Raw genomic sequence first — 21,499 nt, forward strand, 5'->3', positions numbered from 1 at the left:
GCACACCGCAGGAGATCTACTTCGAAGAGGAAGACCTATAGCAGTCTGACCTAAACTAATCTAGGCTAAAAAATGGTCTTGACAATGGGGTCCACCATAGTTTTCTCATTCAATAATCCAGCCGGAATGTGCGGCCATTGTCAAGGGCTAGGAAAAATTGAAGCGATTGATATTGAACGACTGCTGGATAAAAGCAAATCGCTGAACGAGGGAGCTATCCGATTTCCTACTTTTGAACCAGGTGGTTGGCGGCTGACACGTTATATTCATTCGGGTTTTTTTGATAACGACAAGAAAATCAAAGACTACTTTACCGAAGAGTTGGAACTTCTGCTCCATGCTGATGGCATCAAGGTGACAAATCCAGCTCCCGAATGGCATAAGACATCCCTTTATGAGGGACTGATTCCACGTATTGAGCGAAGTTTTCTTAAAAAGGAAGACGGCGAGAAAGTAAGATACACCAAGAAAATTGAACGTTTTGTTTCCAGACAGGTTTGCCCACACTGCCATGGAACACGTCTGAACGATAAGGCGCTGTCCTGTAAGATAAACGGCAAAAGCATTGCGGAATGTGCCGATATGCAGATAAACGAACTTTTGGATTTTGTCCAGTCGGTTCACGCTCCTGTGGCTACTACAATCGTTTCAGAGCTAATGAATCGTTTACAGCATATGGTTTCGATTGGACTTGACTATCTGAGCCTAAGCCGGGAAACATCCACCCTTTCAGGCGGGGAAGCCCAAAGAATCAAAATGGTTTGTCAGTTAGGCAGCAGTTTAACTGATCTCGCTTATATTTTTGATGAACCCAGTATAGGACTTCACCCTCATGATATAAGCAAAATAAATGATCTTATGAAGCTTTTGCGTGACAAAGGAAATACCGTGCTCATCGTCGAGCATGACCCGGACATGATAAAAATCGCAGACCATGTGATCGATATGGGGCCGGGTGCAGGAATTCAGGGAGGTCAAATTGTTTATCAGGGTGATTTGCAAGGCTTAAAAACTTCCGGTACGTTGACAGGTAAGTATTTATCGCATACACCCGAGTTGAAATCCGATGTACGTACCCAGAAAGGCTGGTTATCGATCCAGAATGCAGCACTTCATAATTTAAAGAACGTTTCAGTTAAAATACCCAAAGGTATAATGACTGTCGTTACCGGGGTTGCAGGGTCAGGAAAGAGCACACTGATCAACCAAGTGTTGCCGCAGTTTTATCCTGAAACTGTCTTCATTGATCAAAAAGGCATACAAGCATCAAAGCGTTCCAACATAGCAACCTTCACAGGTATCTTTGACATTATCAGAAAGCTGTTTGCAGAAAGTAACGGTGTCAGCGCGTCCCTTTTTAGTTTCAATTCGCAAGGAGCTTGTCCCGTTTGCAAAGGTTTAGGGGTTACTCATACAGACTTAGCATTTATGGATACCATTGTAACGGTATGTGAAGAATGCCATGGGAATCGTTACACTGATGATGTTCTGAGATACAAACTGAGAGGTAAGAGTATCAGCGATGTCCTTAAAATGACCGTATCAGAAGCTTTGGATTTCTTTCAAGAAAAAAAGATTTTAACAGTACTCAAAAGACTTTCGGATGTTGGTATTACTTATATTTCTTTAGGACAACCGTTGAACACACTTTCCGGCGGTGAGTTGCAACGAATTAAACTGGCCTCTGAACTACAAAATAGAGGACAGATTTATGTTTTGGACGAACCATCAACGGGTTTGCATATGGCTGATATAAAGCAGTTGATTGGTGTAATGGATCGACTCGTGGAACGAAATTCTACCCTTATTGCAATCGAACATAATTTGGATATCATCTGTAAGGCCGACTGGATTATCGATTTAGGCCCATATGCCGGACAGAACGGTGGTAAAATAGTATTTACAGGCTTGCCAAAGGATTTAATCAAGTGCAAGAATTCGATGACTGGAAATCACCTAAAAAAATATGTCATGAGCGTGTAGGAGGTCCTTTTAATGGCCATGAAAGAATTGGAAAAAAGTTATATTCCCTTTCAATGCATGATTGTTTCTGATACAAACCGTTTTAATGTTGAGGGGGTTTCAACGGCGCAATACTATATTCTGGATACGTTGAACAAGCAAGGGCCTAAGACTACGAAGGAACTTGCTGAAATGAAGGGTATTTCGCAATCTGGCATTTCCAAACTGACGAAACGTTTATTAGAAAAAAAGTACATCATTCAAGAGAGGCACAGTGATGATCGCCGTTCTTATAACATTGTACTTACCAGCGAAGGAAAAAAATTTCTTAGCCGTGTTGAAGACTTGGGAAGCGAAATTATGAATCTAATTGAAGAAGCATTAACAGCAGAAGAGGTAAAATCTTTTTCAGAAATGTGCAATAAGGTTACAAAATTATATTCCGATAAGCAGTGATATTATTAGCCGAATGCCCAAAGCAATCTGCCCGATAACGTACAATATCTTTCGCACATTTACTTGAGGTAAAACTTGGCAGTAGCCCCCCACAAGGGTTATGTTTTAGGTGACAAAGCCAAAAACATATCGTCCCGAGGGAGGGCTACCGCAAATGTACGATACCACAGATAACACCGGGAAGACAAAGGGTGATTCCAAGATCCTAAGGATCGACGAACAGGAGATCCGTTCCCTTCGACCGTCTGGACACCCGTGCTGGCTATTACGGCAGGAAGCTTCAGACCAAAGCCGGTGAGGTGCAGCTGAAGGTTCCGAAGCTCCGTAAACTGCCCTTCGAGACTGCGATCATCGAACGTTACCGTCGTCGTGAGAGCTCGGTGGAAGAGGCCCTGGTGGAGATGTATCTGGCCGGATATCCATAGGGGTCAACCAGATGGGCTATAGAGAGGTTCTGGGCGTATGCGAAGGCAGCCGAGAGGATAAGGAAAGCTGGTCATCCTTCCTGAGGCATCTTAAAGAAAGAGGCCTGAAAGGGGTCCGTCTCATCACCTCCGATAAAAGCATGGGACTCTTGGAAACCCTACCCCATTTCTTCCCTGAAGCTCTATGGCAACGTTGCATAGTTCATTTCTACCGCAACGTCTACAGTGCCGTCCCGAAGGGGAAGGCACGAGAAGTAAGCCGCCAAGATCGTCCAGGAAGGCTACGAGGAGACCCTGAGTTACTTCCATTTTTCCTCGTAACACTGGAAGCGGCTCAGAACCAACAATTCGCTGGAACGACTGAACCGAGAGATCCGTCGAAGGACAAAGGTCGTAGGCAACTTCCCCGACGGGGAATCGGCCCTGATGCTGGTATCCGCCAGAGTCAGGCATGTAGCTTCCACCAAGTGGGGTAATAGAGCCTACATGAACATGGAGCATCTCAGAGAACAGATACTGGAGCAGCAAGATAACGCTGTCGTAAGCTGACACAGAAAGCCTTAAAAACCGAACATGGCCCTATATGGGTCTGCTGACTCAAATATTAATGTGCGAAACATACTGGACAGTACTGAGATTCCCGCAGCAGGACACTTTCGCTAATATTGTTTTACGTAACAAAAAAGACGGACCTCAAAGGCCCGCCTTTATATAGTTTTAAATCGCTACGTCCAAACAGGACGAAACGTCGTTTACCTGTTCGGTTATTTCACCTTCTCGAAGGGCAGCTCCATGATGTAACGGTGATGACCCTCTCCATACTCGTCTTTGTTCTCTCCGACTATCTCGAAACCCATTTTGTCCTTGTACAGCTTTATGGCCGGAGCATTTTCCGTGTCTACCGTCAGCCCCATCTTGGTGAAGTCCTGGTCTCTGAGGTTCCTCACTATGGCCCTGAGGAAATGATAGCCCAATCCCTGACCCTGAAGATCCTCGGATATGGCGTAGTCAAAAAGATAGCACTTCTCCAGATCCTCCCAGTCCCTCATCAGGATGGCGAGGCCTATTATTCTCTTTTTGTCCTCTTCCTTGAGGACGAAGACGTTTCCGTGACGTATCTGAGGCACCAATCCCCACTCGTCCATACCCAGGTCTCCGAATATGCCGAGGCCGAAGTTCACCATTCTCTTCAACAGGTTGACGTTGTAGTCCTGAACCAGGTAGACCTTCAGATTACCGATGTCTCCGTCCAGATTTTCAACGACTTTGCGAGGCAGTTTGGAAGTTTCTTCTAAATACAAAAAACCACTCCTTTCAGTCTTATAGCTTTGTTATTATACTCGAAAATCAATTGACTTGCAAGTGCTACCATTTTGTAACGGTTTCCCATAAAAAAAGAGGGGGTCGTATCGGACCCCCTCGACTCGTATATCAGGAGATCAACGTAAATATTTGTCCAATATCGCCTGGTAGGATCCGTCGGCCTTCATCTCGTCCAGCACCTTCTGGAGTTGATCTATAAGAGCCTGGTCGGTGTCCTTGTGGAAGGCGTAGTAAAGGTGGCTCTGGCTAAGGGCGAAGACCGTCTCGTAGTCCGCCGGATCGAACCCCATATCCTTGAGCTGCCACTGAGCGACGCTTTCCTCGTAGACCCAAACGTCGATTCGACCGGAGTTCAGTTTCTTGACGTTCTGAAGGTTGTTGGCCGCTATCTGAACCTTGGTCATACCGGCCTTACGGGCCAGGATATCGCCTATGTCCTCCTTTATGACCCCTGCGGAAAGATCGGCAAGATCGGCCTCGGAGCCGACCTTTATGCCCTTGCTCTTGAGAGCTACGACCGCCGTCCTGGAAGCTGCCAGAGGACCTACCCACTTGAACATGGGTTTTCTCTCGTCGGTATAGGTCATGCTGAAAAGACAGGTGTTAGGAGTCGATTGAACCTCCTTGTAGCCTCTGGCCCAGGGCAATACCTCCACATCCTTGGCGGTCCTGGAAGACCCCACCCTCTTGAACATCTCTGCCAGAACGTCCACCGCTATTCCCGTCGCGACTCCATCGTCGCCCTTCATGTTGTATGGCGGCAGTTCTTCGGTCATGAAACGAATATCGTCCACTCCAACTGCGAAAACGCTGCCGGCCGCAAGACACACGAATAAAACCGAGAGCACAAACTTTTTCAGATAGTCCAAAGCGATCCCTCCTTAAGGATATTTACCACTTAATTATTATACTGTCGATTCCGGCACATAGTCAAAATATTTCCTCTCGAGACACAACTGCATCGGGCGATGAGGGATTCCTTTGGATCATAGCCGGAACTCGGTCCTTATTTCAGGGGATCAGCGCAGATATTTGTCCACTATCGCCTTATAGGACCCGTCGGCCTTCATCTCGTCCAGCACCTTCTGAAGTTGATCTATAAGGGCCTGGTCGGTGTCCTTGTGGAAGGCGTAGTCCAGACGTCCGGCCTCCAAAACATATACGGTTTCATAATCGGCCGGATCGAACCCCATGTCCTTGAGCTGCCAAAGAGCCACGTTCTCCTCGTAAATCCAGATGTCCACCCTGCCGGAGTTAAGCTTTTTTATGTTCTGACCGTTGTTGGCAGTTCTATCTATCTTTTTGATCCCCGCTTTTTCCGCCAACTGGTCACCTATATCGTCCTTGATAACCCCGGCGGAGAGATCGGCCAGATCGGAGGCGGTTCCGGCGGCTATACCCTTGCTTTTTAAGGCGGTCGCTACAACCCTGGTGGAAGCGATCGGGCCAACCCACTTGAATAACGGTTCTCTTTCCTCGGAACGAGTCATACAGAAAAGGCTGGTGTTAGGTGTAGACTGAACTTCCTTGTAGCCCCTGGCCCAAGGCAGCACCTCCACGTCCTTGGCAGTCTTGGAAGAACCCACCCTCTTGAACATCTCGGCCAAAACGTCCACAGCTATTCCTGTAGCGACTCCGTCGTCTCCCTTCATGTTGAAAGGAGGATATTCCTCTGTCATAAAGCGGATGTCGTCCACTCCTGCTGCAAAAACACTACCGGCCGTAAGACATACGAAAAAAACCGACAGCACGAACTTTTTCAGATAGCTCAAAATCATCCCTCCTAAAGGATATTTTCTCTCTTTGTCATTATACTATTCATCTTAACAAGTAGTCAAAATATTCTCTCTCGAAGCAGGACGACATCAGACAATGAGAGAGCCCTCCGGATCATAGCCGGGTCTCGTTCCGATATGCTCTACCCGCCTTTTCCAGTTAGCCCCTAAAAGATAAAACCGCAAGCTGTCTTTCTCCTCATCTATCAATTTCACTAAACCATTTTTAAGTTGAACCCACTGATTTGGATCTACCAGACACTCGAAAACCGAATTCTGCACTCTTTGCCCATAATTTTCGCACAATTTAGCGACATGACGCAGCCTTTTCTGACCGGTAACGGATACGGTATTAACATCGTAGGTAACCAATACCATCACGACAAAAACTCCCTTCGGTGGCTACCGCCATCTCAACGGCGGATATTCCGGCAGATCTCCTCTCAAAAAACGAGCTAACAGAAGCGACTGACAGTAAGGCAGAAGTCCCAGCGAGATTTTTTCATCCAGAAAAGGATGGCGAAATTCATCCTGTTTCCTCTTTTGATATGCACCTAAAACTTTTTTCCGAGTCTCTTCGTTCATTGTCACTCCGCCGCTTTCTCTAACGATAAAACCGCTAGGAGAAACCTGCCTTCTATTTATGAGCGAGATAACAAGACGATCTGCAATAAGGGGACGCAGCTCCTCCATCAAATCCAAAGCAAGACTGGGTCTCCCAGGTCGATCTCTGTGCAAAAAACCCACCTGCGGATCCAAGCCCACACTTTCGAGAGCGCTTGAGACATCGTGACACAGCAATGTATACACAAATGACAACAACGCGTTCACGTTATCCAGCGGAGGCCTGCGGTTTCTGCCATGGAAGGAGAAATCCTCAGACTGAGAGGTTATCAAATTGCCGAAAGCGGAAAAATATGCCCTAGCAGCCTCTCCTTCTTTTCCTCTAAGAGAAGCTAGATTTATCGTTTTTTTCAACTCCGCCAAAATAACTGTCAACCTATCGGAACACGTCTCCAGGACCCCATTATCTAGAACATGGGCATCTCTTATACCTCTCCTTATGGAGGTACGACAGTTAGCTATCTTGGCTACTATCATATTCCTCGCTAATTTTGAGGCTTTATCACCATCTTCCGAAAACCGATACTGAGCCTTCCTGAGTAGAACATTACCGGAAATCGGACCAATCGAACGAGCCATAAACCTACCACTTTCGGAAAAGAACGATAAACCGATACCTCGCTCTCCGCAGAGACCCATCAGAAAAGGACTACAGGAAACGTTTCCAAAACAACAGATACCCTCAAGATTGTGGATAGGAAGTCGAAGACGTTCCTCCCTTTCGACTTTGACGACAACGGTCTCTCCCTTTTTAGCTAGATATGCCCCTTGAGTCATTACAAAAAGAGTATTTAGTAGCTTTTTCAACAGTCTTCCTCCTCAAAAAACGAATTTAAGTACCGGGAGAGACTTGAGCTGGACTTTTTAATTTGAGGCAGGCAAATTTCTTTCAACGAACAACTATCGCATTTAGGTCCGTAATCCCCTTTAGGAGTTACTCCCTCAGCAAGGAGATTTCTAAACTTTTTAATAAAATCCAGCGTAAGATTACGTAGTTTTTTATCGATTGGGACAATAAGCCTCCTTCTACTCTTACCGTAAAAAAGAGCTCCTTCTGGAATATCCACATTCAACATCTCCTCCAGACACAAGGCCTGTGAACAAAGCTGTATCTTATCGCAGGAGTCTTTTTTTCTACGTCCTCTTTTATATTCCACAGGATAAGGCAACCAGCTACCAGCCAATCCCGATAAAACTACCCCCTCTCTAGAAGAGGTTGGATGAAATTCCACCACATCTGCAATTCCAACCAAACCATATGAAATAGATTTTAAGGGTAACGATCTAGCAATTCGAATTCCGTCTCTGATCTCAACTTCTTCCGTATGAGCCTTTTCATGTAGAATCCGTCCTTCAGAAGTAAAGATGTTTTCCTCCCATACTCGCTCCAAGTGAATCAAAGCACATTGACGTTCGCAAAAAGCTAAATGTTGCAATCCTGAGATTGGAAGGAGCTCTTCCTCGGAAAACAAAAGATCACCTCCTCTATTTTTTGTTTTTAACCATTATTTTGATCTGTGTCTTACCCCACGCTCCCGTGAGAGAGCGACCTGGACGTAGGCGACGACGATCGAATCAACCACCCGTTTCAATCCACGCTCCCGTGAGGGAGCGACAAACACGTAGACATCCAGGCAGTCGGTGTGTTTGAGTTTCAATCCACGCTCCCGTGAGGGAGCGACGAGACCCCGATGCGCAGAGGCTAATCGGGGCAGGGTTTCAATCCACGCTCCCGAGAGGGAGCGACTTCATCCCTGTGGTCGTATGGGGAGCCCTGGCGGGTTTCAATCCACGCTCCCGTGAGGGAGCGACTGTTGCCTCACAATACGCCTCCGGCCGGAGCTGTTGTTTCAATCCACGCTCCCGTGAGGGAGCGACCAGCATCTCGCTGCGATACGCCAAGGACAACCCGACCGTTTCAATCCACGCTCCCGTGAGGGAGCGACAACCGGATGCGGTGTTTATAGACGTAGGCAGAGGTGTTTCAATCCACGCTCCCGTGAGGGAGCGACTGCCTCAAGTCCCATCATGCCACCCACGCTTTCGAGTTTCAATCCACGCTCCCGTGAGGGAGCGACAGCCAATACCTTCTTCGCCTCGTCCCTCGCCTGAGGTTTCAATCCACGCTCCCGTGAGGGAGCGACCCGGTCATCTCCTCCTGAGTGTATCCCAGCCGCCGTTTCAATCCACGCTCCCGTGAGGGAGCGACCAGGAGTATCACAGTGGGCAACGAGGACTATAAGGTTTCAATCCACGCTCCCGTGAGGGAGCGACATAGTGATACACCTCGTCAACTACTCCCCAGGAAGTTTCAATCCACGCTCCCGTGAGGGAGCGACTAAGGCCGTGCGCCTATTGCCCGCTCTTCGGCTAAGTTTCAATCCACGCTCCCGTGAGGGAGCGACAGATCCGCAACTTCCATATTTTCCTGCCCGTAGGCCGTTTCAATCCACGCTCCCGTGAGGGAGCGACTACCCATCTGGGATAGTTCCATTCTTAGGGTATCGTTTCAATCCACGCTCCCGTGAGGGAGCGACTTGCTTGGCGAGGCCGAGCCCCCGACCGACGACGTTTCAATCCACGCTCCCGTGAGGGAGCGACTTATTTCGAAGCCATTCACCAGGGTCAGGCAACGTTTCAATCCACGCTCCCGTGAGGGAGCGACAGTACCATCTACGTCAGCGGCATCAGTCAAGGAAGTTTCAATCCACGCTCCCGTGAGGGAGCGACAGATGTACGGTCCAGCTTCGGTTGTCGGAAAGGACGTTTCAATCCACGCTCCCGTGAGGGAGCGACTTTCATGGCTGCCAAATGTCCACTTTTGTCCATCGGTTTCAATCCACGCTCCCGTGAGGGAGCGACTTGCTACGTCATACCCAGCCATAATGGCGTTAGCGTTTCAATCCACGCTCCCGTGAGGGAGCGACCAGAGGCAGATAAAACCACTTCGGACCGTTGAGGGTGTTTCAATCCACGCTCCCGTGAGGGAGCGACCGAGACCTACTGTGAGGCGTGTTGGGATGTCTGGTTTCAATCCACGCTCCCGTGAGGGAGCGACGACATAGGGCGTTTTTTATCTCGGGCAGCGGGAAGTTTCAATCCACGCTCCCGTGAGGGAGCGACAAGTCCCCATTGCAGAGAGTGGCCGACAGGGTCGGTTTCAATCCACGCTCCCGTGAGGGAGCGACGGACTCTTCCCCGGCGTACCAGGGGTAGATGGCAGTTTCAATCCACGCTCCCGTGAGGGAGCGACTACTATATCGTTGCTATAACGTGGATGATAAATTTGTTTCAATCCACGCTCCCGTGAGGGAGCGACAGTGTCCTTCTCAATCGTTTGTATCACCGGGATTACTGACCCTTTTTCGCGAATCTCCAAGCACTTCGGCCTATCGGCTTTTAAAATCTCTGCAAAAAAGCTTCCGACCACTGCAAACTCTGAATCGCGAACCTCTTTTTCAACTCAACGTTACATTTATACAGACAGCTACTGGAGATCAAACCAATTTAGCAAAACTCCCAACATTGCTCGCTTATAATTCGCGATTCGTTAAAAACCGTCTATCTCCTCAAGAGAAATACCCTCTAAAAAATCCACTTCGTAGGACCCATCGGGGTTCACCGTCAAGGTTCCGTGCACTTTTGCCGAGGAAAAGTTCCCCATCTTTGAAGAATGCTCCCACCAGAGAACTTTTATGACAGACATAGATCCCTCTGGCCTAGCGGATGAGGCATCACCCTCGAAAATCTTGGGAAGAACTCTTTTTATCACTTCGGCATCCCCATCGCTAAAGCCAGTTCTCTCTGCCAACTGAGGACTGATCGCACCGTAGGTCACGTATATTCCATGATCGACCCGATGTTTCATCCCCATCGTATCGGAGCCTCTTTTCGAGCCATCCCCATCCCCGCTTACACTTTTTGTGATCTGTATACTTGCAACAGATACAGGCTCTACGGAAAAGGCAGACTGGATTGTCATGGGACCACGAATAGGAATGGAAACTCCGTTCTTGGTGTCACTCCCAAAAGCGAAGAGTTGTCCGAAGGTTCTCACGTCTAACCATTTTTCACAGGCTTTTTTAGCGAGATCCTCAGCTTTAGTCTTTTTAGAATCAAACGCATCCTTCCCCAGGCCAAACTCCTCCGACTCTGCCCTCTTTCTCAAACTAGGCATACTATCTACCCTATTTTGATCCGACTGCACGAATATAGAATGTCCGTCCTCCAGCAAGCGATCTCGTATCTTTCGCTTAAGACATACGTCTGAAACCTCTCCGTATCCTTCGTAGTCAATTCTGGGACGATTGCCGTTAAGCGGATCACCGTTAGGATTGGCTCTATCGACAGAGAATATCAAGGCGAAATCAATTTTCTTGCTCAAGCTCATTACTTGTTCCCTCCCTCGCTATTATCGGTAGCCGATTTATCCTTTTTTCTAAGCAATTCCAGCCTTTGACAATGAAACCCCAACAAGAACTCCCCTTTCAGAGGGGCATCGCTGGAGAAATCCGCACCGTCGAAAAGATCCATCACCGAGTCGAGATCCCTTTTCCTGTTGGTTATAAATCCGCCATGACCGCTACGCAAAAGCCTCTGCATATAGGGTTGAAGGGAGAGTTCTATGGTCCTCCAGGTCGAACAGGGATGACTGGCAAAACGCTGCATTAACCTTTCTGCCGATGTTGGTCTGGTCTCATCGGACTTGATAAGAGCAAAACTCTCCATTCCATCGGCGATCGCAAGAAGTCGCCCGAAAAGGTAACTTCTAGATCTGTTCTCAACATCCAATCCCACGGAGTAATACCTCCTTTTGTCTGTATTCTCATGTCGCCTGAAAAAGCCCCTGTAAAGGGCACAGGCGACACCTAAAGTTTTCTCCCACTCCTTGTAATCAGCTCCACCTTTCTTAGAGGCTCGCCTAGGAGCACAGGCTTTTCGAACTGATGAAGCGACTATGTCGTAGGGGATGTTTCTGGACTCCACTATCGCTGGCAAAATCCTCTCGTAGGTGAATCCCTTGAACTTCGTGTTCCCCTTCAAAGACTCGTCGTATGAACAGCCAACTATAAGAGGAGGAGCTGGGGCGAATTCCTCCCAATCCTCATATCTGCCTCTTCCAGTTCCTCCATCGTTCTTTCTCTGAAGCCAGGCGAAGTCAGAATGCCATTGGGCGACTCTCTCCACATATTCATGGGCAAAGCACTCTCTGTAGTATGTGATGCCCATTCTTCCAGGCGTAGCCGAATCGATAGACATTATGACCACAGACTCGTCGGGAGAAAGAGAACTTTTATAACCATTCACGTAGAGAGTCAGCTTTCTGGCAAACCCCTGCCCAAGATCGGAGGACAGATCAGGGCTCATGTCCCTTATGTCCACATCGGAGGTCTCGCATGCCCCTTCTCCTAGATCATCGAAATCAAACTCCGGCAGAGACTCCATCGGAGGTGGAACTTTTTTTCCGCTAATTGCCCAGGCAATAACGATCTGATCTCCATTCTTGAAACCCTGCCTATCTATGAGCCAGCGGAGAGCGCTGTGAGCCCTTTGAGAGACAGAACTCCCTACGTTGGCTGCCTGATAGCCCTCTTTCTCGATAGTTTTTCTACTATCGAAAAACTTTCCTCGAAACGTAAAACCGTCCTTATCGTTGCTCGATATGAGTTTTGCTTTGTCTCCGGAATTACGAAGCCTCGCCGGGTGATTTAGGGCTATGGCAACATCTTTTCCTGTCACATAGCACAAGCCCTTAATCGTTTCCTGGGACAATAAATAATCCCTCCAGGCTCGCTGAATCTCTAAATCTTTCCATGTGTTGGATTGGAGATCATGGGAGATCTCTACGGTCCAACACACTAAGGCACTTCCTTGTTCGAATTCTCCCTTCTCTTTAGGCAAAAACCTCAATAAAGAAGCCTTCTTTTGATCCTCATCGGAAAGTTGATCTGTACTACAGGCCAGTTTTCCCTTCGAATCCAGCCAGACCACGCTTTCTTTCACGAGATCGTCTATAACACATCCTTTACTAACATAGCTATACACTGCATTAACCCTTGAAAACGCGATATCCTGATGAGCCCTTAAAAAATCACGCCATTTTTTAAGTTGTTCTAAGTATCCATCAAAATACGGGGTTTTTTTACCTCCAAATTTAGCATAGTCACCTGCCACATATTGCAGTTTGTCAGCCAAAGGATGGGGGGCCTCTCCACTGGTTCTACCAGCGGATTTTTCAGTCGCCGGTAGAATTACCGGGACTTTCCCAATCACGCTGGCTCGCTTGAAATTCCCCTCGCCATCCAACACTATGTTTATGTGAGCGTTTTGAACTACGTGTCCCTCCGGGATCGGCTTTCCCTCCTGGAGGATGTTCAGTTCCATAGCTCTTTCATAGGTATCGTAAAGTTTACCCATCCAGCTCATGGCAATGCTCCTCTTCATCCACGTTCCGGAAATTATTCCCCTCAGAGAAAGATTTTGGCTCCATAGGACGGATATATCTCTTCACCGGGCAGTTCTCCGGACGGGGGAAGGTCACTATCCCTTTCTCCATAACCGGATACCAGAAACGACTGTACAGCTTCTCCTCCCCCGTCTCGTCGGGGTAGTCGAAACCATGGAACATCAGACCAAAAGCCAGTTCGTCCAGATCGTCATAATCACCCGAACCTTCGCCGAAAACACAGGGCTCCACGTATCCCTGGCAATCTCTGGTCCCTAAAAAGACATCCTGCCTACCCCCTCGATCCAGAGATCGCTTAGCTATGTTGTAATGCTTTCCGTCTATACGGTCACCGGCCAGTTCAGGTCTGTGTTCGTTCCACTCGAAATGGGCCACTACCTGGTACGAAACCTCATGCAGAAAGGTATATATGGACAAATCGTTTCCACCACCCCACTTAAGAGGCTTGGTACCCTTTGTCTGAGTGCGAAAAGAGCTCATCACCCTCACTTTATCGACATGCCAAATTATCGTTGGCTTCCAATATATCGATTTGAGGACTCCCTTCAGAGCCTCGTAAGTGGGGATATGATACGAGCACTTTTCCCCACCTATCCTCGTTATAGGGTCGGTGAACATGGCATATCTTCCCCACAACAAAAAGCTGAGACCGTTTTTAGGCATGTCGTATCTCATGACATCAACAGCTCCATAGGGGAGTCCTGCTCGAGGCAAAGACCAAAATCGGAGTTGTAGAAGGCTTTATCAAGGTAGAACACTCCCTCTCCTTCTTGAATTTCGTGAACGGCTCCCGCGTTACAGAGCCTTTTCCACACGTTTGGAAACACGTTTACGCTATATTGCTGAGCCCTCCTTAAAAGGGTTCCGTATTCTTCAAACTCGAACCCTATCGACAAAGAACACAGCTTCGAGATCAACTCCTTGCCTGCGCCGTAAGGACATATAACAGAGTTGGTCGGGGCGTCTATAGCTCTAAAAATGTCTCCTGCGAACTTAAACGACTGCAACAACAGAGGGGCCTTACCAGTGCTTTTTCTCTTAACATTGAACTCGGCTAAACCACTTTTATCGTTCAAAGAGAGCAGATTCAACAGGTTATCGTCCCGACTACCTTTACCGCTGAAGTTGTAGCCCATCTCGTCAGTCCGTTCGAAAAAGAAATAATCGAAATACCTGTATAAAGTAATCGGATCCAACAGTCCACTATAATCTGTAGCCTCACATGCCTTAAGCTCATGTCTATGTTCTTCCTCGTACTCACTTAAAATCCGTTTGGTCTTTTCCTGACCGATGAGAATATCCTTGAGGGTGGAGATTTTTTCCTCTGACGGATTTACGATAGAGACGTCTCCCATCATGGGAACTCCCTCGGAATCGCGTAACTCACCGTGTCTGTTGCAACGGCCTGCGGCCTGAGCTATGGAATCCAATCCCGCTATAAAACGTATTACCGCCCCGAAATCCACGTCCACCCCTGCTTCTATAAGCTGGGTGCTTATACACAAAACCCTTCTCCCCTCGCTCAACCTCTTGCGTATCACTGCTAAACGTTCTTTACGATGAGCCGGACACTGTCCGGTGCTGAGATGGAATGTCACCTCCGCTTCCGTCTCTGAGGAGCAATACTCGAAAAGCCTCTTCGCCCAGGTCTTCGTATTGACCACGACCAGACAATTGCCAAAATCTTCCAGCCTTTTCAGCGCTAGATCTCCGATCTCCTCTTTGCTCCAGCCCCCGGACCTAGATAGATTACTGACCCTGACTCTCCTAAGATCGTCGAAAAGAGAGGTTTTATCCGATACGAGCTCGCTGTTTTCAGCCATATGAAGCTCTCCTTTTTCCGCCAACCCCGGATTCCCTAGAGAGGAGAGCCTATCCAAGGTAGGCTGAGTAGCCGTGCAGAGAACCGCAGTGCTCCCAGCCTGCTCCACCAGAAAATTAAGGGCGTTACAAAATAAATGGGTACACTTTATTGGCAAAGACTGTATTTCATCGAACACTAGAACGGTCTTGGCCAACATATGCATACGTCGAACCCTGCTATTACCCCCTCTGAACAGGGTCTCAAGAAACTGGACCATAGTGGTAAACACCACTGGACAATCCCAGTTTTCCGCCGCCAGCTTGTAACTCCAGGTCTGTCTTTCCGGTTCTATATTGGAATGATGTTCCAACACCCAGGGACAGGCGTCGCCTTCTCCCTCGAGAATCGATCGAACTTCCTGGGCGTTCTGCTCTATGATGGATGTGAAAGGAACTACGTATATGATTCGATGTAGATCGTGACGTAAGGCATGTCGCATGGCGTATCTTAGACTGAGCAGTGTCTTCCCTCCGCCGGTGGGTACTGATAGGGTATATATTCCTTGGGGATCATCGGCCCTTTCGAGGCACTCGTCGGAGATCCGACGCCTTATCTCGTTGACCTGGCTATCCTGCTTATAGGAATCCAGGACTCTCTCCAGTCGGTCTATTCCCGTTTGCCAGTCAAAATCACGTCGTCTCAGACGTTCTTTTTTTCTACTGGGATCCTCGAACTCGGCGCTGTCGATTCTGTCGGCATCCACCAGACAACTGAGGAGAAATCTGGCTGTCATTCCCAGGTTGAAGGCCCCAATTGTGGAAAAACCATATTTTTCGCCGGTAGAAAACCTGGCGGTTTTGTTCAGATAACTAAAAAAACTGTTCACCGTCGAATTTACTTTAGAGTCATCGAGACTCTCGTTCAAAAGGGTCTTCAGCTCATTCTCCATTGCCGACAAACACTCAGAGTAGCGAGTACCTTCGTCGGGTTTGTCCATTCTGTCCCAGAAAACCAGCTTATCGTCCTTTGAAAGACAGTCGATCATGCCACTGTGATGGGAGGCGATACACAGAGCCATAATCTGAGCGCAGACCTCTCCTTGTCCGCATTTACCTACCCCTCGGAGCTTTTCCCATATATATTTTGCCCCGGCAGTAGAGTGATCTATCTTGCCTTTTTTGGAGAAAGGATCCATATATTCCTCGCTGTCGGGATTAATCTTTCCCGAGGACGAAAGCAGGTAGTTCTGGAATGATCTACTGTATTTACCTAAGTCATGGAGAAGACCGATCATCTTTCCCGCATCGCCTAATCCAATTTTCCCCGCAAAGCTTTCGCTCAACCTTCCAACATTTCTCAAATGGTCCATTAGCGGTTGTTCCCATCCATCTCCGCCTCTGACGTGAGCCAAGTATCTGACAAGACGATCCTTTAAAACCATGGACATCAGTCCCTTCGTCTATGAAAGAGTTCTTTTCGTCGATTACCTCTTCAAACCAAACACGGCGTTTTAAGAGGTAATCGACACAATACGCATAACATAAGACTTTGCTTCAATCCACGGGCCTTGCTGACCCGACTTATAACATAATACTTTGAACCAAGGATCTCCTGCGTTTTTATTATGGGGGTCGACGACTCCATCTCTTCAGATGAACCTCTCCCCCCAAAATCTTTATCGCAGAAAAACCGATGCCACTGTTCTGATAATACATCTGTTTTTTCTCATGTCAAGACAAATAACAATGCTAGGTAAATCAGAAAAAATTCTCCGCTCCCCGTCGCCTCTCCCTGTTAAACCATCCTGAACATCTCGTACTGTTCTACCGACTCCTTGACGAAGCCCGTTTCATCTAGAAAAGGACGGATATCTATGTTATCTGGCATACTGACGCTCAGCTTTTCCGGGCGGACCGCATCGACCCCACGGCAGAGAAGATTCCGCCCTATTCCCCTCCTTCTGCAAGAGTCCGACACCCAGAGAAAATAGACCTTTCCCGAGCCTGATATCACCGTCGCTCCGACCATCTCGCCCCTTTCGTATGCGGCGAAACACCGGGAGGTTCGATCGGAACAAAAATAATCCGCCTCGTTCTGCCAGTTGATATGGACCGACGACATTCCCTCCCTGCATTCCCTCGCGATCGAGACATCCGTCTCCACCACATCGACGCCGACGGGGGGACGAAGAGGGCTCTCCACCGTATTTCCCGTCGACCTGCCGAAGTAAAGCAGCTTGTTCCTCCTCTCGTAGCCTCGCCTCTCGTAGAACCTTATGGCTCTTTCGTTGTCCGCCAGGACCTCTAAGCTGAGACGCTCGCACCCTATCTCCATAGCGTTCTCCAGAAAAAGCTCGAAAAGACGTCCACTGACGCCGGTTCCCCGAATCTCGGGAGGAACGCATAGAGTACCGCACCTCATGTTTCGATATCCGTCGAATCGTCTGACACCGCCCAGTATCAGCCCGGCAGGCGCTCCATTTTCGACCGCGACGAAAGAGTGGTCCGTACCGTTGCCCTCCGGACCGAAGAATCTGTCGAAAAAACCGTCGACGTCCAGAGTCATAGGGACGGGATAATCGGAAAATCCCAGGACAAACGATTCGTATATAACCTCTCGGTCCACCTTCGAACATCTTATGTAATCCATGCAGCATCTCCTTCCGCAAGAGTATTTTAAATCGATGATACACCATCGCCCCTCGATTTCACTTGCATCTGCCCTACCCAGAGGCTAAAGTGATCTAAGAATCTTGAAACGATAAGGAGCTGATTCACTTGAAGATACGCCCGTTCAAACTGGAGCGATATTTCGCCAGATACGAGTTCTCGGTGAAACACATAATGAGCGCCTCGGACTGCGAGAGCGTTACAGTGGCCGAACTGATGGCCCTCGGGGGCGACGAGACCATGGAGGCCTGGAAAGACCTGCGCCTCAACTACACCGAGCCCAAGGGGCATCCTGACCTGCTGGCCGGAATCGCCGATCGCTATGACGGAATCGGCCCGGAGAACCTGATAACTCTGGTCCCGGAGGAGGGCATATTTCTGGCGATGAACGCCCTTCTGGAACGAGGAGACCACGTAATAGCCCTGTCGCCTATATATCAGTCGCTGCTTGAGATTCCAAGGTCGATAGGATGCACACTGTCCGAATGGCCCCTCGTGCTTGAGAGAAACCGCTGGAAACTGGACCTGGATCGCCTGGAGTCGCTTTTAAAGCAGGAGACCAAGCTGCTGGTTGTCAACTTTCCCCATAACCCCACGGGATTCCAGCCCACGAAGGAGGAGTTCCGAAGGATACTGAGCCTGGCGGAAGAGAGGGGAGTATGGGTCTTCTCCGACGAGATGTACCGGGGCCTGGAGCCTACCTCGGAGCTACGTCTACCATCGGCGGCGGAAATATACCCCAAGGCCGTAAGTCTTTCGGGGCTTTCCAAGTCGTACGGACTGCCGGGGCTGAGGATGGGATGGCTTGCCAGCACCGACCACGACCTGATGGAAAAGGTGACCTGTCTGAGAGACTACACCACGATATGCGGCTCCGCCCCGTCGGAACTCCTGTCCATAATGGCCCTGAGATGTGCCGACGATCTGATGGAACGTTGCAGAAAGATAGTGGCTGAAAACGGCGTAACCGCGGCGGAGTTCTTCGGTAAACATGAGGACCTGTTCCGCTGGATTCCTCCGATGGCCGGATCCATCGGCTTTCCAGTGCTGAACGGAGACTTTCCGGCGGAGGATTTTTTCGCCCACGTCGTGGAGAAGAAAAACCTCATGGTCCTGCCAGGATCGGTGTTCGGGGTCGACAAAAACCACTTCCGAATCGGCCTGGGACGTAAGGACTTTTCCAAATGCTGTGAGATCCTGGAGGAATATCTGAAAGAAAGAGGCTAGCATCGCGTCCAGGAGGATAAAACTCCCTCTTGCCAAACTTCGCTTTAGTGTCTACAATATCGCATAATCCAAGACGCCTAAAAGAGAGGAGGACTTGCTTTGAACAGTTTTACCGATTTTAAAGTCGCATCGGCAGTCATAGTCATGAACCTAGTTATTAGCTGCAGGTCCTATCCTGGAGCTTCCGTTGGCGTTTAAACAAAAGCTGACCACACTTCAGGCCGGGATCTTACGAGATCCCGGCCTTTTTTTATAGACACATCTAAAAAGGCAGGTCTTCCGTAAGGACCAGTCGTCTTGGATATCACTACATCACCTAGGAGGTTTTGCAATTGAGTGGAAACGGCAACGGAACCGAAAGAGAGCAATGGGGAAGCCGAATGGGATTCATGCTCGCCGCGGCAGGGTCCGCGGTGGGATTGGGAAATATATGGCGTTTTCCCTACGTAACGGGTAAAAACGGAGGAGCGGCCTTTCTCATAATCTACCTCGCCATGGTGTTCTGCATCGGCGCCTCGGTCATGCTGGCCGAGTTCGCCATAGGCAGGGCGTCCAAGAGAAACTCCGTCGGGGCCTTCCGCAAGCTCAAGGGCGGAGCCTGGCCTATAGTCGGGTGGCTCGGTCTGATAGTGGCCTTTTTGATCCTCTCCTACTACGCCGTAATCGGAGGCTGGACACTGGCCTATATATTCAAATCCTTCACCGGGCTTATGACGGCAGGGAGCGCCGAGGACGTCCAAAACATCTTCCTCACATTCATCGCCGATCCGGTCCAGGTCATCGCCGCGTTCTTCGTCTTCATGGCCCTGGTGGTCGTCGTGGTCTACCGAGGGGTCGGCGAGGGTATCGAGAAGTACTGCAAGGTGCTAATGCCCGGACTTTTCATAATACTGATAATCCTCATGGTCAGGGCCCTCTCGCTGCCCGGAGCCGCGGAGGGAGTGGCCTTCTATCTCAAGCCGGACTTCTCCAAGGTCACTGGAGCAACCGTCATAGACGCCCTGGGACAGGCCTTCTACTCCCTCTCTCTCGGCATGGGAATACTGATCACCTACGGAAGCTACATCTCCAACGACGAGGACCTGCCTAAATCGGTGGCCACAGTCACCTTCCTGGACACCATGGTGGCGTTTCTCTCCGGATTGGTGATATTTCCCACCGTCTTCGCCTTCGGTGTGGACGCAGGAGCCGGGGCCGGACTGTCCTTCATAGCCCTCCCGGCGGTGTTCTCCAAGATGTGGGGAGGACCGGTCTGGTCCGCTCTCTTCTTCGCCCTGCTGTTCATAGCGGCACTAACCTCCTCGGTGTCGCTATTCGAGGTGGTCATCTCCTACTGCATGGACGAGCTCAAATGGACCAGAGCCAGATCTTCCTGGATCATGGGAACGGCCATATTCCTCTTCGGCATACCGTCGGCCCTCTCAAACGGGGCCATGGACATAAAGCTCTTCGGCATGGGCTTTCTGGACGGTCTGGACTGGCTCTGCAACAACCTGCTGCTTACCACCTGCGGCATACTGATCTGTCTGTTCGCCGGATGGGTAGTAGGGGACAGGATGAAAAAGGAGGTCACCAACGACGGCGGACGTCCCTTCGCCCTGCTCTCGCCCTGGACCTGGATCCTCAGGGTGGTGGCCCCCGCCGCCATACTTGTGATCATCTACAACGGACTGAAGTAGAACCGCACTGAAAAAGGCGTAGACGGTTCGTCAAAAACCGTCTACGCCTTCTTCCTTCCCACGGTCATCTCCACCGGGCCATGGCCCTGCATGCCGCCCTCGTCGGGGAGAACCCTGACCTCCGTCGACCCGAAACCTACCTCCAGCATGGCGCTCGAGATCTGACCGGTCCTTATTGACATATCCTCGCCCTGCAACGTGGTGGGCAACCAGCTCAGAACGCTGTCCGCCGGGCCAGTGCCGTCGAAACTGATCCCGTCGGACATGACCACGAAAACACCGCCTGGGTTGAGCGCATCCCGCACCTTCGTCATTACGGAGGACAGATCGTCACGATAAAAATTCAAGGTAAAATTAGCCATTATCAGGTCATACCCGGAGCCGATATCGTCTTTCATGTAGTCGCCGGACCTCACGGTCATACGGTCCTCCATACCGTACTCTCGGACGATCTCCTCGGCCACCTTGGCCACCGGAGACTGGTCTAGAACCACGGATTTCATCGAATCGTGGACCGAGGTCACGGCGACGGCGATTATCCCGGGCCCGGCACCGAGATCCAGCATGCTGCCAAACGACTGGAACTCCGGCAGTTCGGATACCCTATCGGCTATGAACTGAGCGCGACCGCAACGGGAATGATTGACGGTTATACGCGCCCCCTGCTCCCATATGGCAGGATCGGCTATGTTCTTTCTCTCCTTGGGACCGTTTTTCACCAGGTCCTTCATACCTCCGTTCATGACGGGCAACATCCATTTTTCCATATACAGCAAGGACTCGCCCAGCGAGGTCTCGCCTTCGGACGTGAGGAACGACTCGGCCTGTCCGTTGTTTACGTACTTTCCATCTTCCTTCGACAGACACCCCAGAGCGACCAGGGCGTTCATCATATGCTCGGTATTTTCCCTATGGAGACACAGCCCGTCGGCCACCTCGTCGGAGGTAACGGCCTCGGTAGTAAGATCGAACAGGCCGAGCTCTATTGCGGTCTTAAGCAGTTCCCATCGGAGGGTCTCCCGCTGAAACATAAAAAACCTTCCCCAATCCGAATTCACCTTAGGCAGTTCTTTTCTCATCGTATCTTCC

Annotated in this window: 16 protein-coding genes, 1 pseudogene and 1 CRISPR repeat array; of the genes and pseudogenes, 5 read left to right on the forward strand and 12 right to left on the reverse strand. The window is 49.6% G+C overall.

Features of this window, described 5'->3' with window-relative positions:
• Window positions 1-84 precede the first annotated feature (84 nt).
• From L2W48_RS10985 to L2W48_RS10995, 3 genes and pseudogenes are all read left to right on the forward strand, one after another.
• Window positions 85-1,983 (forward strand): ATP-binding cassette domain-containing protein, encoded by a 1,899-nt coding sequence (locus tag L2W48_RS10985; RefSeq protein ID WP_236099120.1) that lies wholly within the window; start codon window positions 85-87, stop codon window positions 1,981-1,983.
• 12 nt (window positions 1,984-1,995) lie between these two features.
• Window positions 1,996-2,418, forward strand: coding sequence for a MarR family winged helix-turn-helix transcriptional regulator (locus tag L2W48_RS10990; protein ID WP_236099121.1), 423 nt, complete (start codon window positions 1,996-1,998; stop codon window positions 2,416-2,418).
• A 154-nt stretch (window positions 2,419-2,572) separates the two neighbouring features.
• Window positions 2,573-3,392: pseudogene (locus L2W48_RS10995) on the forward strand (transposase).
• Window positions 3,393-3,607: 215 nt separating this feature from the next.
• Here the strand turns inward: L2W48_RS10995 and L2W48_RS11000 are convergent.
• From L2W48_RS11000 to L2W48_RS11050, 11 genes are all read right to left on the reverse strand, one after another.
• The gene (locus L2W48_RS11000) at window positions 3,608-4,144 is read right to left on the reverse strand and encodes a GNAT family N-acetyltransferase (protein WP_236099122.1); all 537 of its coding nucleotides are present in this window, start codon (window positions 4,142-4,144) and stop codon (window positions 3,608-3,610) included.
• A 138-nt stretch (window positions 4,145-4,282) separates the two neighbouring features.
• A complete protein-coding gene (locus L2W48_RS11005; RefSeq protein WP_236099123.1) occupies window positions 4,283-5,035 on the reverse strand; it encodes a substrate-binding periplasmic protein in 753 nt (250 codons plus the stop codon).
• 150 nt (window positions 5,036-5,185) lie between these two features.
• Complete coding sequence (locus tag L2W48_RS11010) at window positions 5,186-5,938, reverse strand: substrate-binding periplasmic protein (RefSeq protein ID WP_236099124.1); 753 nt, start codon at window positions 5,936-5,938, stop codon at window positions 5,186-5,188.
• A 93-nt stretch (window positions 5,939-6,031) separates the two neighbouring features.
• Window positions 6,032-6,322 carry a CRISPR-associated endonuclease Cas2 gene (gene cas2 / locus L2W48_RS11015; protein WP_236099125.1) on the reverse strand — a complete coding sequence of 97 codons (291 nt, stop codon included), beginning with the start codon at window positions 6,320-6,322 and terminating at the stop codon, window positions 6,032-6,034.
• 21 nt (window positions 6,323-6,343) lie between these two features.
• The gene (cas1c, locus tag L2W48_RS11020) at window positions 6,344-7,372 is read right to left on the reverse strand and encodes a type I-C CRISPR-associated endonuclease Cas1c (protein WP_236099126.1); all 1,029 of its coding nucleotides are present in this window, start codon (window positions 7,370-7,372) and stop codon (window positions 6,344-6,346) included.
• The gene (gene cas4 / locus L2W48_RS11025) at window positions 7,369-8,037 is read right to left on the reverse strand and encodes a CRISPR-associated protein Cas4 (protein WP_236099127.1); all 669 of its coding nucleotides are present in this window, start codon (window positions 8,035-8,037) and stop codon (window positions 7,369-7,371) included. Before cas4 ends, cas1c begins: the two co-directional genes overlap by 4 nt.
• Window positions 8,038-8,084: 47 nt before the next feature.
• Window positions 8,085-9,884: direct repeats of the CRISPR family, unit length 31 nt; unit sequence GTTTCAATCCACGCTCCCGTGAGGGAGCGAC.
• A gap of 231 nt (window positions 9,885-10,115) precedes the next feature.
• Window positions 10,116-10,955: a type I-C CRISPR-associated protein Cas7/Csd2 gene (gene cas7c, locus L2W48_RS11030; protein ID WP_236099128.1), complete on the reverse strand. Its 840-nt coding sequence runs from the start codon at window positions 10,953-10,955 to the stop codon at window positions 10,116-10,118.
• On the reverse strand, window positions 10,955-12,991 hold the full coding sequence (gene cas8c, locus L2W48_RS11035) for a type I-C CRISPR-associated protein Cas8c/Csd1 (RefSeq protein ID WP_236099129.1): 2,037 nt from the start codon (window positions 12,989-12,991) through the stop codon (window positions 10,955-10,957). Before cas8c ends, cas7c begins: the two co-directional genes overlap by 1 nt.
• A complete protein-coding gene (gene cas5c, locus L2W48_RS11040) occupies window positions 12,975-13,706 on the reverse strand; it encodes a type I-C CRISPR-associated protein Cas5c (protein ID WP_329604260.1) in 732 nt (243 codons plus the stop codon). The genes cas8c and cas5c overlap by 17 nt, the downstream gene beginning before the upstream one ends.
• A complete protein-coding gene (locus L2W48_RS11045) occupies window positions 13,703-16,282 on the reverse strand; it encodes a CRISPR-associated endonuclease Cas3'' (protein ID WP_236099130.1) in 2,580 nt (859 codons plus the stop codon). The genes cas5c and L2W48_RS11045 overlap by 4 nt, the downstream gene beginning before the upstream one ends.
• A gap of 347 nt (window positions 16,283-16,629) precedes the next feature.
• A complete protein-coding gene (locus L2W48_RS11050; RefSeq protein WP_236099131.1) occupies window positions 16,630-17,484 on the reverse strand; it encodes a GNAT family N-acetyltransferase in 855 nt (284 codons plus the stop codon).
• Between the two features lie 128 nt (window positions 17,485-17,612).
• Here L2W48_RS11050 and L2W48_RS11055 point away from each other — a divergent pair, with 128 nt between their 5' ends.
• On the forward strand, window positions 17,613-18,731 hold the full coding sequence (locus L2W48_RS11055) for an aminotransferase class I/II-fold pyridoxal phosphate-dependent enzyme (protein WP_236099132.1): 1,119 nt from the start codon (window positions 17,613-17,615) through the stop codon (window positions 18,729-18,731).
• A gap of 332 nt (window positions 18,732-19,063) precedes the next feature.
• On the forward strand, window positions 19,064-20,410 hold the full coding sequence (locus L2W48_RS11060; RefSeq protein WP_236099133.1) for a sodium-dependent transporter: 1,347 nt from the start codon (window positions 19,064-19,066) through the stop codon (window positions 20,408-20,410).
• A gap of 41 nt (window positions 20,411-20,451) precedes the next feature.
• On the opposite strand, the gene L2W48_RS11065 is transcribed toward L2W48_RS11060, so the two are convergent.
• The gene (locus L2W48_RS11065; protein WP_236099134.1) at window positions 20,452-21,489 is read right to left on the reverse strand and encodes a methyltransferase; all 1,038 of its coding nucleotides are present in this window, start codon (window positions 21,487-21,489) and stop codon (window positions 20,452-20,454) included.
• Window positions 21,490-21,499: the final 10 nt, after the last annotated feature.

Source organism: Dethiosulfovibrio russensis (genome assembly GCF_021568855.1).
In the GTDB taxonomy this organism is placed as follows: Bacteria; Synergistota; Synergistia; order Synergistales; family Dethiosulfovibrionaceae; genus Dethiosulfovibrio; species Dethiosulfovibrio russensis.